We start from the raw sequence: 14498 nt of genomic DNA, 5'->3' as shown, positions 1-14498 counted from the left end.
GACTTGCATGTGTTAAGCACGCCGCCAGCGTTCGTCCTGAGCCAGGATCAAACTCTCCAACAAAACCTAAAGGTTGGTGAGCAAATCACCCGGCAACAAACATGTTGTCACCAAAGGAATCCCAGACACCGATCCAAAAGGACCCGTGCCACGGGGTAATAATCATTTGGCACTGGCTTAACAAGCACCCTGTTGAGTTCTCAAACAACCAACACACACCGTCGAGATTCGCATTCGCTCGCCTCGTCCGGGGCAACCACTCTATCTTACCAGGTCGCTTTCCGTTGTCAAGACCCTTGTTGGATCTCTTTACTTCCAGCGGTTTTCCCGAGCATAACAAGGCCACCGTTTCCGGTGATCTTGTTTCGGGAGATCCGGTCGCACCGGCCGGCACTCGAGTGTTTCGCTCGCTTGCCTGCCCGGCTCGCCACCGGCCTTACTACCTTACCAGCCCGTTCCGGTCTGTCAAGCTCGCGTTTCCCGCTTACTGACCTTCCGAGCCGTTTCTCCCGCGCGCATCACCCGCGCCGTATTACCGGCGCCGAGACTTGCTCGGGATTGGCTGGAGTACCTTACCCGGTCGGCTTCGCGATCGCCAAATACGGTCGCACCGCCCGTTTCAGTACTAACCCGACGAACTGGTTGTTTCCGCCCAGTCCCTCGGACCTGGAGAACCATACGGACCTTGCGGTGGCCGCGTCAAATCCGCCGGTTGGCAAGACTCGGGAGTGTCTGGCGGATCTCCCCGAGCCGCTCGAGGTCGAGGTCCGCGAACGTCACGCCGACGACGTCCGGCGCCTGCGCCACGACCGTCCCCCACGGGTCGACGACCATGCTGCGCCCGAAGCAGGTGCGCTCCGGGTCATGGTTGCCGATCTGCCCGGCGGCGAGCACGTAGCACTGGTTCTCGATGGCCCGCGCGCGCAGGAGCACCTCCCAGTGGTCCCGGCCGGTGTGGAGCATGAACGCCGCCGGCACGACGAGCACGGTCGCGCCGTCGATGGCCAATGCGCGGTACAACTCCGGGAACCTCAGGTCATAGCAGATGGACAGACCCAGCCTGATCCGCTCGAGGTCGACGAGCTGCGTCGATGCGCCGGGGGCCACCGTGGCCGACTCCTGGTAGGAGACGCGGCCGGGGATCTCGACGTCGTAGAGATGGATCTTTCGATACGTCGCGGCCAGGTGGCCGGACCGGTCGAAGACGAGCGTGGTGTTGTACGTGTGCTCCGGGTCCGGCCCGATCTCGTGGAAGGACCCGGCGTGCACCCACATCCCGAGCTCGCGCGCGGCGTCGGCGAAGAACGACGCGAACTCCCCGTCGATGGGCTCCGGCTTGGGCGCGGAGGCGGCGCGGCCGAGGTAGTCCACGTACTCGGGCAGGACCGCCAGGTCGGCGCCCCCGTCGGCAGCCCGCTGCAGCAGCGACCGGGCCACCCGCAGGTTCTCCGCCCGATCGTCCCGGGCGTTGAGCTGACACACCGCTACACGCATGCCGCCAGCCTACGGTCACCCGGCGGCCAGCACGAGGCCCACCGCGGCCAGCGCGAGACCCACCGCAGCCAGCGCGAGACCCACCAGCGCGAGACCCACCCGGGCCGACGCCCCGTAGCCCACAACATCAGCCGGCGGTCAGCACCAGAGCCACCGCGGCCAGGCCGAGCCCCGTGATCTGCAGCGGCCGCATCCGCTCGCGGTCGACGGCCATCGCCAGCAGTACCGTCGATACGGGATAGAGCGAAGCGAGCGGCGCCGCGACGCTGAGCACCCCGCCGCGCACCGCGAACAAATAGAGCGCGTTGGCGGCGACGTCGAAGGCTCCCGCGGTACCCCCCAGAGCCAACGTGCGCGCAGAAGCACGCGCGGGCACCCGAAGGGCCCGCATGGCCACCAATAGGCCGCTGACCCCCGCCACGCGGCCGGCCAGCAACGGCCACAGGCCGGATGCCTCGGAGGTCTGGGCGACGATCGTGAAGTACCCCCCGAACAACACCCCGGACAGCAGGGCGAGCCCGAGCAGCGCCCGGGACGCCGTGGCCCCGTTGCGCGGCCCCGCGCTGACGAGCGTGATCGCGGCCACCGCCACGACGGCCCCGACGAGCGCGAGCGCCGACGGGAGGCGATCGAGGAAGAGCCCGAGCAGCAACGGTACGGCGGCAGTCGTCGTCGCCGTCAACGGCGCCACGATCGACATCGCGCCGCTGGCGAGCGCCCGGTAGAAGATCACCAGCCCGGCGTTGCCGACGAGCCCCGACGCCGCGCCCCAGGCGAGGTCGGCCGCGCTCGGCCAGCCGGTGCCGGTCGCCAGCAGCCAGCCGACGACGAGCGGGATGCCGGCGGTCTCGGCGACGAGCGCCACGACGAACGAGTTGGCGCGCTGGCTCGCCTTGCCGCCGGCGAAGTCACCCGCGCCCCAGACGAGGGCGGACGCCGCGGCACACACGAGGAACAGCACGGCGGCAACGGTATCCGTTGCCAATCTGCCGCGCCACGCGTTTTTCCGTTGTCACGGCCGCGCTCTTGGCCCGAAACGCAGCGTGACCCGGGACGCTGGGTCCCAGGTCACGCTGAACGACGGTGGCTCTTGGCCCGAAACGCAGCGTGACCCGGGACGCTGGGTCCCAGGTCACGCTGCACGACGGTGGCTCTTGGCCCGAAACGCAGCGTGACCCGGGACGCTGGGTCCCAGGTCACGCTGAACGACGGTGGGTCAGGCGGACTTTTCCTCGCGGTCCGCGCGGCGCCGGCCGACGCGGTGGGCGGCCAGGTCCCGCGGCACGATCGTCGGGATGACCTTCTCCAGCACGACCTCGCGGGTGATCAGCACGCGGGCGATGTTGGGGTTGCTCGGCACCTCGTACATCACGGAGAGCAGAACCTCTTCCATGATGGCCCGCAGGCCGCGGGCGCCGGTGCCGCGGAGGATGGCCTGGTCGGCGATGGACTCCAGGGCCTCGGGCGCGAACTCGAGCTCGACCCCGTCCAGCTCGAACAGCCGCTGGTACTGCCGGACGAGCGCGTTGCGCGGCTCGGTCAGGATCTTGACCAGCGCGTCACGGTCCAGGCTCTTGACGCTCGTGATCACCGGCAGGCGGCCGATGAACTCGGGGATCAGGCCGAACTTGAGCATGTCCTCCGGCATCACGTCGCTGAAGGCGTCGTCGGCGGTCCGGTCGGTGATCGAGCGGAGGTTGGCCCCGAAGCCGGTGCCGCCCTTGCCGACCCGCTGCTGGACGATCCGGTCGAGGCCGGCGAAGGCGCCACCGCAGATGAAGAGCACGTTGGACGTGTCGATCTGGATGAACTCCTGGTGCGGGTGCTTGCGCCCGCCCTGCGGCGGCACGTTGGCCACCGTGCCCTCGATGATCTTCAGCAACGCCTGCTGGACGCCCTCGCCGGAGACGTCCCGGGTGATCGACGGGTTCTCCGACTTGCGGGCGATCTTGTCGACCTCGTCGATGTAGACGATCCCGGTCTCGGCCCGGCGGATGTCGTAGTCGGCCGCCTGGATCAGCTTCAGCAGGATGTTCTCGACGTCCTCGCCGACGTAGCCGGCCTCGGTCAGCGCCGTGGCGTCGGCGATCGCGAACGGGACGTTGAGCATCCGCGCGAGCGTCTGGGCCAGGTGCGTCTTGCCGCAGCCGGTCGGCCCGATCAGCAGGATGTTGGACTTGGCCAGCTCGACGCCGTCGCCGCCCGAGTTGCTGCCGGACTCGGCCTGGACCCGCTTGTAGTGGTTGTAGACCGCCACCGCGAGGGCCTTCTTGGCCTGGTCCTGCCCGACGACGTACTGGTCGAGGAAGGCGCAGATCTCCATCGGCTTGGGCAGCTCGTCGAACTTGACGTCGCCCGACTCCGCCAGCTCTTCCTCGATGATCTCGTTGCAGAGATCAATGCACTCGTCGCAGATGTAGACGCCAGGGCCGGCGATCAGCTTTTTCACCTGCTTCTGCGACTTGCCGCAGAAGGAGCACTTCAGTAGGTCGCCGCCGTCGCCGATCCGTGCCACCTACGATCTCCCTGCCTTCGGCCGGACCCAACGTCCGGATCGCATCTCTCTCGCCGCGCGGTGCAAAGAACGCCCTCGCTGGCTACTGCCTCGACGTTACCTGGTGGTCGCCCGTATTCCGACCCCCTACGCGGGGGTGTCTTTTCGACCACCTGCCCGACGACGGGTTTCCCACGCGCATTCTGAGGTGACCCGTCGGTAACCTCATCGGCTCGCCGAACCCGGGGGTTGGGCGAGCCGATGAGGGTGTGCTTCCAGCGGCGTCAGTTGCCCGACGCGACCAGGCTGGACTTCTTGCGGCTGACCAGCACGTTGTCGACCAGGCCGTACTCCTTGGCCTCGTCCGCCGTCAGGATCTTGTCGCGGTCGATGTCCTTGCGGACCTTCTCGACCGGCTGGCCGGTGTGCCGGGACACCATCTCCTCGAGCTGGGTCCGCATCCGCATGATCTCCCGGGCCTGGATCTCGATGTCCGAGCCCTGACCGTAGCCGCCCTCGGTGGCCGGCTGGTGGATGATGATGCGCGAGTTGGGCAGCGCGAGGCGCTTGCCGGGCGTGCCGGCGGCGAGCAGCACCGCGGCCGCGCTGGCCGCCTGGCCCAGGCACACCGTGAGGATGTCGGGCCGGACGTACAGCATGGTGTCGTAGATCGCCGTCATGGCCGTGAACGAGCCGCCCGGCGAGTTGATGTACAGCGTGATGTCGCGGTCCGGCTCGGTGCTCTCCAGCGTCAGCAGCTGCGCCATCACGTCGTTGGCCGACGCGTCGTCGATCTGCACGCCGAGGAAGATGATCCGGTCCTCGAACAGCTTGTTGTACGGGTTGGTCTCCTTGATGCCGTACGACGTCCGCTCGACGTACGACGGCAGGATGTAACGGTTGTGCACCTCACGCAGCGCCGGCGGCAGGCTCAGGTCGGTCATGGCTTCGCTCCTCAGGCCAGAGTTCCGGCGCCTTCCGGAGCCTGCTGGGCCCCGGTGATCACCTTGTCGATGAAGCCGTAGTCCCGCGCCTCATTGGCGGTGAACCAGCGGTCACGGTCGGAGTCGGCCTCGATCTGCTCGAGCGACTGCCCCGTGTGGAACGACACCCGCTCCTGGAACATGCGCTTGGTGTAGAGCATCTGCTCGGCCTGGATGGCGATGTCGGCAGCCGTGCCCCCGATGCCGCCGGACGGCTGGTGCATCATGATCCGCGCGTGCGGCAGGGCCATGCGCTTGCCGGGCGCGCCGGCGCACAGCAGCAGCTGGCCCATCGAGGCGGCCATGCCCATCGCGACAGTCGCCACGTCATTCGAGACGAACTGCATGATGTCGTAGATCGCCATGCCCGAGTAGACGGAGCCACCGGGCGAGTTGATGTAAAGCCAGATGTCCCGCTCCTCGTCCTCTGCGGCGAGCAACAGCATCTGGGCACAGATCCGGTTGGCAACCTGGTCGTTGACCTCGCTGCCCAGGAAGATGATCCGCTCCTTGAGCAGCCGGTTGAACACCGAGTCGTCGAGCGTCAGGCTCGTGTCCGCGCCCCGACCGCGCCCGTGGGGCGCGGGACTGACTGGCGACGCTGGAATATGCAGGTCGGTCATGGCAGCCCTTCGCAAGAGTCTTGTACTTGCCGACCCTAACCGGTGCGGGGAGCGACAGCTTCCCGTGCGGACCGCATTTCGCTATGAGCGCACCGTGGTGAAGGCCGGGGCTTTTGCCCCGGCCTACAACGTTAGTGGTTGTGACCCTCGTGGTCGGCGTGATCGTGACCCTCGTGGTCGCCGTGGTCGTGGCCCTCGTGGTCCTCGACCGAGCCGCGCAGGTCGTCCAGACTCAGCGCCGTGCCCTCGCTGTCCACGATCTTCACCCGCTCCAGCACCAGCCCGAGCGCCTTGCCGCGGCGCACGTCGCCGAAGACGGCGCCGGCCACGCCGGCCTGGACCAGCTGGTCGTAGTACTGCTGCGGCCCCATGCCGGCCCGCTGTGCGCGGTGCACGATCTCGTGCCCGAACTCGTCGTCGGTGACCTGGATGTTCTCGGCGTCGGCCAGGGTGTCGAGCACCAGCTGGACCTTCACGCCCTCGACGGCCGCCTCGTTGAGCTCGGCGTCCATCTCCTCCTCGGTCTTGCCCTCGGTCTGCAGGTAGTCCTCGAACGACGCCCCGATCCGCTGGAGCTGGTCGTTCATCGACTCCTTGCGCGACTCGACCTCGTCCTTCACCACGCCCTCGGGCGCGGGCACGTCGGTCGCGTCGATGACCGCCTTCAGGGCCAGGTCACGCGCGGAGTACAGCTGCTCCATCCGCTTCACCCGGGTGAGCCGGGTGCGCAGGTCGTCCTTCAGCTCGTCGAGGGTGTCGAACTCGCTGGCCAGCTGCGCGAACTCGTCGTCCAGCTCCGGCAGCTGCTTGTCCTTCACCGACTTGACCGTGACGGCCACCTCGGCGTCGCGCCCCTCGAACTCCCCGCCGACCAGCTGGGTCGTGAAGGTCGTCGAGTCGTCGGCGCTCATGCCCACCAGCACGTCGTCCAGGCCCGGCACCAGCTGGCCGCTGCCGACCTCGTGCGACACGTTGGTCGCGCTGCCGCCCGGCACTTCCTCGCCGTCGACGGTCGCGGTCAGGTCGATCTGCACGAAGTCGCCGACCAGCGCCGAGCGCTCCACCGTCTTCAGCGTCGCGAACCGGTCCCGCAGCCCCTTGAGCTGCTCCTCCACGTCCTCGTCCGACACCACCAGCGCGTCGACGGTCACCTGGATGTCGCTCAGCTCCGGCAGCGAGATCTCCGGCCGCACGTCCACCTCGGCCTTGAACTTCAGCGGCTGCCCGTCCGCGAACTCGGTGATCTCCACCTCGGGCCGCCCGAGCGTCTTCACCTCGTGCTCCCGCACGGCGGCGAGGATCTGCGTCGGGATGACCTCCTGAACGGCCTCGTTGAGCACCGCCCCGCGCCCCACCCGCTGGTCGATGACCGCCTGGGGCACCTTGCCACGACGGAACCCGGGGATGTTGACCTGCGAGCCGATCTCGCGGTACGCCTTCTTCAGGCTCGGCTCGAGCTCAGCGAACGGCACCTCGATTTCGAGCCGCACGCGCGTCGGGCCCAGGGTCTCGACGGTGCTCTTCACAGAACTTTCTCCCTCATTGCTACGGCTTGTGGACTGGCGGCTTGCGCTTTGACGTGCCCGGTCGGGGTGGCGGGATTTGAACCCACGGCCCCTCGCTCCCAAAGCGAGTGCGCTACCAAACTGCGCTACACCCCGGTGGTGTGCGTCGGCAAGTGTATGCGCTCGGCCGGGCGGCGCGCCGCTCGGTATGCCGGTGTCGCACGCCGTGGGCACCCGGGACGGGCGGAGGGTGGGGTCATTGGGTACGCTAGAGCGGCACCTGGGCCTCTGGGTGCGTGCGGGCGTAGCTCAATGGCAGAGCTTCAGTCTTCCAAACTGACGGTGGGAGTTCGATTCTCCTCGCCCGCTCTTTTGTTTACCTTGCTCGCTCCGCTCGCTGCCGGGGGGAGCTTCGCTCCACCCGAACCCCCTCAAGACCCGCGGCGCCTCCCCCGACGGCGTCCAGTTTCCCGCCGGCATGCAGTGGCAGTTGTACGCCCGGAGCCCGACCGGCCCGAACAGGCACCCATCGCGCCGGCATTGCCCTAGCCGGTCGGACTTCGCGACGGTTTGTCCCTTTGAACGATACGTGCCGTTACCCGCAGGGCCGAACCGCTCGATCCGCTGATGCTTCCCCGCCTCCGAATTCACCCTGGCCGGCTCACGCCGGCGTGAACCGGCGTGAACCGGAAGGAAGGGCTGCCGACCAGCGGCGAGTACGACAGCCCCTCGATGGCCGTGAAGTCCTGGAGCCGGGCGAACGCCGACTCGGCCGACGTCGTGTCGCTCAACTGCACCCGGATGCCGGAAATGCTGAAGAAGTAGACGCTGCACCCGGCCGGTTCGGCGCCGCCTCGAATCGCTTCTGCCACACCTCCCCACGGACGCCCTGCTCCACGTGGTGGAGGCCCGGATGCCCCTGCTTACACGGGGGCGGGGACCGGGACGGGGACCTGGCGGGCGTTCAGCAGGGCCGTGTAGTCGCGCTGGGCGGCGTCCAGCAGGGTGGTCCACGCGTCCGTGCCGATCGGCATGCGGATCGGGCGCTCGTCGGAGTCGATCAGGCGCATCAGCTCCGCGGCGAACAGCTCCGGCGGGTTGGCCACCGGCAGGGACTTCAGGGCGCGCACGCCGGCCAGCATCGGGGAGACCACGCCGGCGTAGGCCGGGATGTGGTCGGTGGACTCCGTCAGGGAGGTGCCCCACTCCGTCTGGAACATGCCGGGCTCCACGGCCATGGCGTGTACGCCGCTGCCCGACAGCTCCAGGGACAGGGTCTCGACCATGCCCTCCAGGGCGTACTTGGCGGCCGAGTAGGCGCCCAGGCCGGGGCAGGCCATGCGGCCCGCGGTCGAGGAGACCATGACGATGTCGCCGAAGCCCTGGGCGCGCATCAGGGGAAGGACCATGCGGGTCAGGCGCCAAGGGGCGATCAGGTTGACGGCCAGCTGGGCCTGCAGCTCGGCCTCCGTGACCTCCTCGACGGCGCCGAAGTGGCCGGTGCCGGCGTTGTTCACCAGCACGTCCACGCCGCCGTAGCGGGCCAGCGCGGCGTGTACCGCGTTGTGACAGTCATCGGGGTCGCACACGTCCAGCATGCAGGTGGCAAGGGTGCTGGGGTACCGGTCCCGGAGGTCCTCGAGGGTCTCCGGGTTGCGGGCCGTGGCCAGAACCTGCTGTCCGGAGGCGGCTACCGCCTCGGCCAGTGCGCGTCCCAGGCCGGTGGAGCAGCCAGTGATCAACCAGCGACGAGTCATGTTCCGCATAGTGACTCTCAGTATCCGCCGACCGACAGTCTGAGAAACGTGAATGACAATCATTCAGCGGCCTTTTCCGCCGTTCGTGTCCGGCGGGTCGCCGGCCGTACAGTTGGCGGGTGCGCTCGCTGGCGGAGCTGATCTCCGACGACCGGTCCGCCTGGGCCGAGATCGAGGCCTCGGTCACCGGCTCGCCGTATGCGATCGAGATCCTGCCGACCGACCCCGACCGGGCGGCGTCGTGCCTGCACCGGCTGCAGGTCGGCACCGCGTCCTGGCTCGGCGCTCTGGTGTACGGCACCGGCGGCCTCGTCGTCGACGGCGGCTGGCTGCGGGTCTTCGGCTCGGGCAACCCGCGCCGGCGGCTCGCCGACATCCACGCGGTCAACGAGGTCTTCGAGCCGGCCGGGCTGCTCGTCGCGCAGGACGTGATGGGCGGCGAGTTCGTGTGGCGCCAGGGCGAGGCCGAGGACGGCCGGCCCACCATCCACTACTTCGCGCCCGACACCTTGCGCTGGGAGGACCTCACTCTCGGCTACACCGACTGGCTCTACGCCATGCTGGGCGGCGCGCTCGACCAGTTCTACCTGAGCTGGCGCTGGACCGGCTGGCGCGACGAGGTGGCCGCCTGCCCGCTCGACAACGGCATCCACACCTGGCCGCCGCTGTTCTCCAAGGAGGGCAAGGACATCGAGAGCTGCAGCCGCCACGCGGTCCCGATGCGTGAGCTCGTCTCGGTGAAGCACGACACGGCCGACCAGCTCGGCACATGAGGCTCGCCCGCAACGACTCCGGCGCCGGGGCGCCGATGGTGCTGCTGCACGGCGGCGGGAGCGGGCGGGGCACCTGGGACGCGTTCACCCGCGAGGCCGAGGGCTACCGCGTTGTCGCACCCGACCTGCGCGGCCACGGCGAGAGTCCGCGCTGTTCGGCGTACACCTTGGGAAATCACGCGGACGACGTGCTCGAACTGCTCGACGAGCTCGCGCTCGGACCGGTCGTGCTCGTCGGGCACTCGCTCGGCGGGCACGTGGCGTCCGTGATCGCGCAGCGTGAGCCCGGGCGGGTGGCCCGGCTGGTGCTGGAGGACCCGCCGGTGCCGCCGCGCGACGGGCCGGCCGGTGGGTTCTCGCGAGCCAAACTGGCGCTGTCCGCGCTGACCATGGGGCTGCGGCGGCGGCGCTTCGACCGCGTCGCGCTGACCTCCGCGATCGAGCAGCTGCGGGAGCCGGACCCGGGCTGGTGGGCGGGGCTGGGCCGGATCGCGGCGCCGACGCTGGTGCTGTCGGGCGGGCCGAAGAGCCACATCCCGCCGGTCCGGCTGGAGGAGCTCGCGGCGGCCGTCCCGGGTGCCCGGCTCGCCACCATCGCCGTCGGGCACCGCATCCACAGCCTGGCCCCGCGACCGTTCGCGGCCGCGGTCAAGGGCTTCCTGCGCGAAACCGGATGATCGGGCACGGCCGGGCAGCTTTCGGGCGTTTTCCCAGGTCAATTCCTTGATCCGTACTGTGTTCGCACACATGTTCGACTAGGGTTCCCGGGCATGGAGATCGCGAACTGCCCTGCCACGAAGATCAGCCCGACCGCCACCGGCGACGTCGAGGTCCGTTGCACGAAGCCCACCGGCCACGTCGAGGCCGGCGATCCGCAGCACGAGGCGAAGCTCGGCGTCTTCCCAGTGCGGTGGCGCTGACCGTAGGGTGGTGAATACGGTTCGCAGCCGGACTCGAAGGGTTTCGTGGCTGCCGTGCCGATCTCGAAGTACACCGAGATTTTCACCGTCCTCCAGCGCCGCATCGACGCCAAGCAGTACGAGATCGGGGATTACCTCCCGACCGAGGCCGAGCTCACGCGCGAGTTCGGCACCTCCCGGGCGACCGTCGTGCGGGCCCTGCGCCAGCTGAGCCTGCGGGGCTGGATCCGGGGCGTGCAGGGCAAGGGCCGCGTCGTGCTCGGCCGACCGGCGATCCGGTTCGCCCAGCTGCCGGACCGGGTCAAGCACCTGCTGCTCACCGGGGAGGACGCGGCGCTGCAAGGGGTGCGCCTGGTCTCGGCCCCGGCGCGCATCGCCGCCGCGCTGGGAAGGGCGCCCGGGGTGCCGCTGCTGTCCGGGCGGTACGTCCTGGCGCCGCGCGACGCGCCGCCGTTCGGGCTGCGCACGGTGTTCGTGCCGGCCAGCCTGACCGACCTGACCACCCTGGACCCGGAGGGCGGCCTGCTCGCCCACCTCGAGCGGCGCAACGGGATCGCGGCCGGCCGGGTGATCGAGCGGGTCGGCGCCCGGCTGGCCACCGGCGGGGAGGCGGCGGCGCTGCGGCTGCCGGAACCGCGCAGCGTGGCCGTCTCCCTGATCACCGTGCTGGACGTGCGCAGCGACCCGCTGCTGGCGGTCGACACGGTCCTGGCCCGCGAGGCGGCCGCGATGCTGTCGACCTACGACCTGTGATCAGTTCGAGCGCTGGGCCAGGTCCAGGGCGTACTCGGGCCACCACTGGCCGGCCGGGGGCTCCCCCGGCCGGCAGGCGCCGTCCGACTCGCCCGGGCGCTTGACCCACAGCAGGGCGTCGACGCGGGAGTCGCCGGTGTTCGTCGTGGTCGGGGCGTTGCCGAGGAGCCGGCCGGGCGGGTTGCACCAGTGCGGGCCCCCGTCGACGTCCGCGCCCTCCACCGGCCCGGCGCCGTTGCGGCTGGTGTCGATGACGAAGTGCGGCTTGTTCGGGAGGGCGTCGGAGACCTGTTTGCCGTACGACACGTTCTCCGCCGTCTTGTAGAAGTTCGCGACGTTGAGGGCGAACCCGTCGGCCTTGCCGATCCCGGCCTGCTTCAGGGCGTCGGCCAGCTGGTGCACGTCGGTGATCCAGCGCGGGTTCCCGGCGTCGAGGTAGACGGCGGCCGAGCCCGTGCCTTTGAGCACCGCGACGGCGTCGGAGAGCAACTCGTACCGCTGCGAAGTCTCACAACCCTCGACGGCGTGCGCGACGGCGTCCGGCTCGAGGATCACGGCGACCGGGCGGCCCTTGACGCCGGCCGCGAAGGCGCGGATCCACGCCTTGTACGCATCGGGCGAGGCGGCACCGCCGGAGGAGTACTTGCCGCAGTCGCGGTGGGGGATGTTGTACGCCACCAGCACCGGCAGCTGCTTCTGGGCGGCCGCGCAGGTCAGCACGGTGTCGACCCGCGCGCCCACGGAGCTCTGGCCGTCGCTGACCCACAGGGCGGCCGGCCGGTCGGCGATGCGGCGCAGGGTGGTGGCGTCGGCGGCGCGGTCCTGGCCGCCGCTCCAGCGCTCGACCTGCTCTGCCGCGGGGCCGTTGGGGTCGACGAAGAGCGTGCGGCCGGCGAGAGGGTTGCCCTTCGCCGCGGGCTCGGCCGCCGCCGTCGCCGGCGAGCAGTTGCGGTAGCTCGGCGCGGCCGACGGCTCGGGCGGGTCGTCCTTGCCGCACCCGGCCAACCCCGACAGCGCGAGGACGAGCAGCACCGCCCCCCGACCAACCGTGTTCGCCACCACGGGAGGGTACCCCGCCGGATCACCCACTCGGGTGAGCCGATTCGCGGAGGGGCATCCCGGCGGAACGTGACCTATGCTCTGTGGCGGTCAGGGACCGGGGACCGGGCCACGGGCAACACACCGAGAGGATCCCGTGACGGAGCCATTCGAGATCCCCGTATTCGGGCGGTCGTGGGCGCGGCTGGAGAGCTTCAGCAGGCTCGCCGGCCCGCTGAACCCTCCGCCGACGGGGGTGCCGTACCGGGTCCGTTACCGCGCGCAGCGCACGATCAACGGCCGCCCCCGGGTCGCCGGCTCGATCTTCATCGCGTTGTTCAACATCTGCTTCGAGGTCATCTTCTGCCTCTGGCTGCTCCAGCCGGCGCACTTCGCCCAGACCAACCCCGGCCCGGTCGCCAAGGCGGCCGGCGTCGCGAACGTGTTCGTCATCTGCAGCATCGCCATCGTCGAGCTGCTCCGCCTGATCAACGTGCTCTCGCTGTCGCTGGCCTCGATGACCGCCCGCGACCCGATCCCGGTCACCCCCGACTCGAGCCTGCGCCTGGCCTTCCTCACCACGATCGTGCCCAGCAAGGAGCCGATCGCGGTGGTCCGCGACACGCTGCGCGCGGCCAAGCGCATCCGCCACCGCGGCGTGTTCGACATCTGGCTGCTGGACGAGGGCGACGACGACGAGGTCAAGGCCGTGTGCGAGGAGCTGGGCATCCGGCACTTCACGCGCAAGGGCATCGCCCGGTACAACCGCCCGAAGGGCCCCTTCCGGGCGAAGACCAAGCACGGCAACTACAACTCGTGGATCGCCGCGCACGGCGACGACTACGACGTGATGCTCGCCGTCGACCCCGACCACGTGCCGCTGGCCAACTTCGCCGAGCGCATCGTGGGGTACTTCCGCGACCCCGACGTCGCCTACGCCATCGGCCCGCAGTGCTACAAGAACGGCGAGGCCTTCGTCACCCGCGCCGCGGAGTCCCAGCAGTTCCCGTTCCACAGCGTGATCCAGCGCGCGGCCAACCGCTACGGCACCTCGATGCTGGTCGGCACCAACAACGCGATCCGCATCTCGGCGCTGCGCAGCATCGGCGGCCTCAGCGACTCGATCACCGAGGACATGGCCACCGGCCTGATGCTGCACACGACCCGCAACCCGGAGACCGGCCGCCGCTGGAAGTCCGTGTACACCCCGGACGTCCTGTCCGCCGGCGAGGGCCCGTCGAGCTGGAACGACTACTTCAGCCAGCAGCGGCGCTGGTCGCGTGGCACCTTCGAGATCCTGACCCGCACCTACTGGCGCCGCTTCTGGCGCCTCTCGCCGGGCGGGATGCTGCACTACACGCTGATCACGACCTTCTACCCGTCGATGGCGATCGGCTGGCTCCTGGGCATCGTCAACGCGATCCTGTTCCTGGGCCTGGGCGTCAGCGGCATGACCATCTCACCCCAGCTGTGGTTCGCGCTGTACACGGACGCCACGGCGTTCTCGCTCTGGCTGTACATCAACAACCGGCAGTACAACGTCAGCCCCTACGAACCGCCGGACTCCCGCGGCATCAAGGGCATGCTGATGTCGATCATCGCCGCCCCCATCTACGCCGTCCAACTGCTGAGCACGCTGTTCCGCCGCCCGGCCCGCTTCGTGGTGACCCCGAAGGGCGCCAGCTCCTCGCGCGACGGCCTGCGCACGTTCCGTAACCACCTGGGCTGGCTGATCCTGCTGGTCGCGACGATCGTGGTCGCCTTCGTGCGCGAGTACGCCGCCCCGGCCTCGCTCTTGTGGCCCTGCGCCGCCCTGGTGGTCTGCCTCACGCCGCTGGTGCTGTGGCGGCTGGACGCGCGGCTGGTGCGGGACCAGGAGCGGGCGGAGAGCCTGGAGCGGGAGGGCCGGGCCAAGGACCACCCGGTGCCGAAGCAGGCCGGCACCCCGGACCACGCGGGCGACATCACGATGGAGATCCCGACGGCACTGCTGCGCGAACGCCTGGCGGCCCGGGAGGCGGGGCAGCCCTTGGAGGACGTGGGCGCCACCATCATCATGCCGAAGGTGACCGACATCCCCGCCCAGCGCCGCCCACCCCGGATCGAGTACCGCGACGAGTGAGGTCGCCGTCGAGCGAGCGGAGCGAGCAAGGCAAAC

14 protein-coding genes, 2 tRNA genes and 1 rRNA gene are annotated in these 14498 nt (G+C 69.7%); 7 read left to right on the top strand and 10 right to left on the bottom strand.

Translation table 11 applies throughout. From position 1 onward, the window contains the following. From ABD352_RS52080 to ABD352_RS52045, 8 genes are all read right to left on the bottom strand, one after another. Nucleotides 1-63: ribosomal RNA gene (locus ABD352_RS52080) — 16S ribosomal RNA — on the bottom strand; the annotation flags it as partial. A 636-nt stretch (nucleotides 64-699) separates the two neighbouring features. Further along, nucleotides 700-1494 carry a carbon-nitrogen hydrolase family protein gene (locus tag ABD352_RS52075; protein WP_344620111.1) on the bottom strand — a complete coding sequence of 265 codons (795 nt, stop codon included), beginning with the start codon at nucleotides 1492-1494 and terminating at the stop codon, nucleotides 700-702. A 127-nt stretch (nucleotides 1495-1621) separates the two neighbouring features. After that, complete coding sequence (locus ABD352_RS52070) at nucleotides 1622-2455, bottom strand: EamA family transporter (protein WP_344620110.1); 834 nt, start codon at nucleotides 2453-2455, stop codon at nucleotides 1622-1624. A gap of 255 nt (nucleotides 2456-2710) precedes the next feature. Beyond that, the gene (gene clpX, locus ABD352_RS52065; protein WP_344620109.1) at nucleotides 2711-4009 is read right to left on the bottom strand and encodes an ATP-dependent Clp protease ATP-binding subunit ClpX; all 1299 of its coding nucleotides are present in this window, start codon (nucleotides 4007-4009) and stop codon (nucleotides 2711-2713) included. Between the two features lie 263 nt (nucleotides 4010-4272). Beyond that, entirely contained in the window at nucleotides 4273-4932 is a 660-nt protein-coding gene (locus tag ABD352_RS52060; protein WP_344620108.1) for an ATP-dependent Clp protease proteolytic subunit, read from the bottom strand. An 11-nt stretch (nucleotides 4933-4943) separates the two neighbouring features. Beyond that, nucleotides 4944-5594 (bottom strand): ATP-dependent Clp protease proteolytic subunit, encoded by a 651-nt coding sequence (locus ABD352_RS52055; RefSeq protein WP_344620107.1) that lies wholly within the window; start codon nucleotides 5592-5594, stop codon nucleotides 4944-4946. Between the two features lie 131 nt (nucleotides 5595-5725). After that, a complete protein-coding gene (gene tig, locus ABD352_RS52050; RefSeq protein ID WP_344620106.1) occupies nucleotides 5726-7120 on the bottom strand; it encodes a trigger factor in 1395 nt (464 codons plus the stop codon). Nucleotides 7121-7181: 61 nt separating this feature from the next. Further along, nucleotides 7182-7255, bottom strand: a tRNA-Pro gene (locus ABD352_RS52045). Between the two features lie 142 nt (nucleotides 7256-7397). Here ABD352_RS52045 and ABD352_RS52040 point away from each other — a divergent pair. Together ABD352_RS52040 and ABD352_RS52035 are read left to right on the top strand one after the other, a co-directional pair. After that, nucleotides 7398-7468 (top strand) — tRNA-Gly (locus tag ABD352_RS52040). A 312-nt stretch (nucleotides 7469-7780) separates the two neighbouring features. Then, nucleotides 7781-7924: a hypothetical protein gene (locus tag ABD352_RS52035; RefSeq protein ID WP_344620105.1), complete on the top strand. Its 144-nt coding sequence runs from the start codon at nucleotides 7781-7783 to the stop codon at nucleotides 7922-7924. Between the two features lie 98 nt (nucleotides 7925-8022). Here ABD352_RS52035 and ABD352_RS52030 read toward each other — a convergent pair whose 3' ends face one another. After that, the gene (locus ABD352_RS52030; RefSeq protein WP_344620104.1) at nucleotides 8023-8856 is read right to left on the bottom strand and encodes an SDR family oxidoreductase; all 834 of its coding nucleotides are present in this window, start codon (nucleotides 8854-8856) and stop codon (nucleotides 8023-8025) included. A 119-nt stretch (nucleotides 8857-8975) separates the two neighbouring features. Here ABD352_RS52030 and ABD352_RS52025 point away from each other — a divergent pair, with 119 nt between their 5' ends. The 4 genes from ABD352_RS52025 (at nucleotide 8976) to ABD352_RS52010 (ending at nucleotide 11302) form a co-directional block, all read left to right on the top strand. Then, nucleotides 8976-9629 (top strand): DUF2625 family protein, encoded by a 654-nt coding sequence (locus tag ABD352_RS52025; protein WP_344620103.1) that lies wholly within the window; start codon nucleotides 8976-8978, stop codon nucleotides 9627-9629. After that, nucleotides 9626-10306 (top strand): alpha/beta fold hydrolase, encoded by a 681-nt coding sequence (locus ABD352_RS52020; protein WP_344620102.1) that lies wholly within the window; start codon nucleotides 9626-9628, stop codon nucleotides 10304-10306. The genes ABD352_RS52025 and ABD352_RS52020 overlap by 4 nt, the downstream gene beginning before the upstream one ends. A 93-nt stretch (nucleotides 10307-10399) precedes the next feature. Next, nucleotides 10400-10549 carry a hypothetical protein gene (locus ABD352_RS52015; RefSeq protein ID WP_344620101.1) on the top strand — a complete coding sequence of 50 codons (150 nt, stop codon included), beginning with the start codon at nucleotides 10400-10402 and terminating at the stop codon, nucleotides 10547-10549. Nucleotides 10550-10603: 54 nt separating this feature from the next. After that, nucleotides 10604-11302 (top strand): GntR family transcriptional regulator, encoded by a 699-nt coding sequence (locus tag ABD352_RS52010; RefSeq protein ID WP_344620100.1) that lies wholly within the window; start codon nucleotides 10604-10606, stop codon nucleotides 11300-11302. Here the strand turns inward: ABD352_RS52010 and ABD352_RS52005 are convergent, their stop codons facing one another. Then, nucleotides 11303-12361, bottom strand: coding sequence for a glycoside hydrolase family 6 protein (locus ABD352_RS52005; RefSeq protein WP_344620099.1), 1059 nt, complete (start codon nucleotides 12359-12361; stop codon nucleotides 11303-11305). Nucleotides 12362-12497: 136 nt separating this feature from the next. Between ABD352_RS52005 and ABD352_RS52000 the strand changes: the two genes are divergently transcribed. Next, nucleotides 12498-14462 carry a glycosyltransferase family 2 protein gene (locus ABD352_RS52000; protein ID WP_344620098.1) on the top strand — a complete coding sequence of 655 codons (1965 nt, stop codon included), beginning with the start codon at nucleotides 12498-12500 and terminating at the stop codon, nucleotides 14460-14462. Nucleotides 14463-14498: the final 36 nt, after the last annotated feature.

Source organism: Dactylosporangium salmoneum, assembly GCF_039532525.1.
GTDB classification, from domain to species: Bacteria; Actinomycetota; Actinomycetes; order Mycobacteriales; family Micromonosporaceae; genus Dactylosporangium; species Dactylosporangium salmoneum.
The sequence above is the reverse complement of the archived record's forward strand: the minus strand, read 5'-3'. Positions and strand labels throughout refer to the sequence as shown.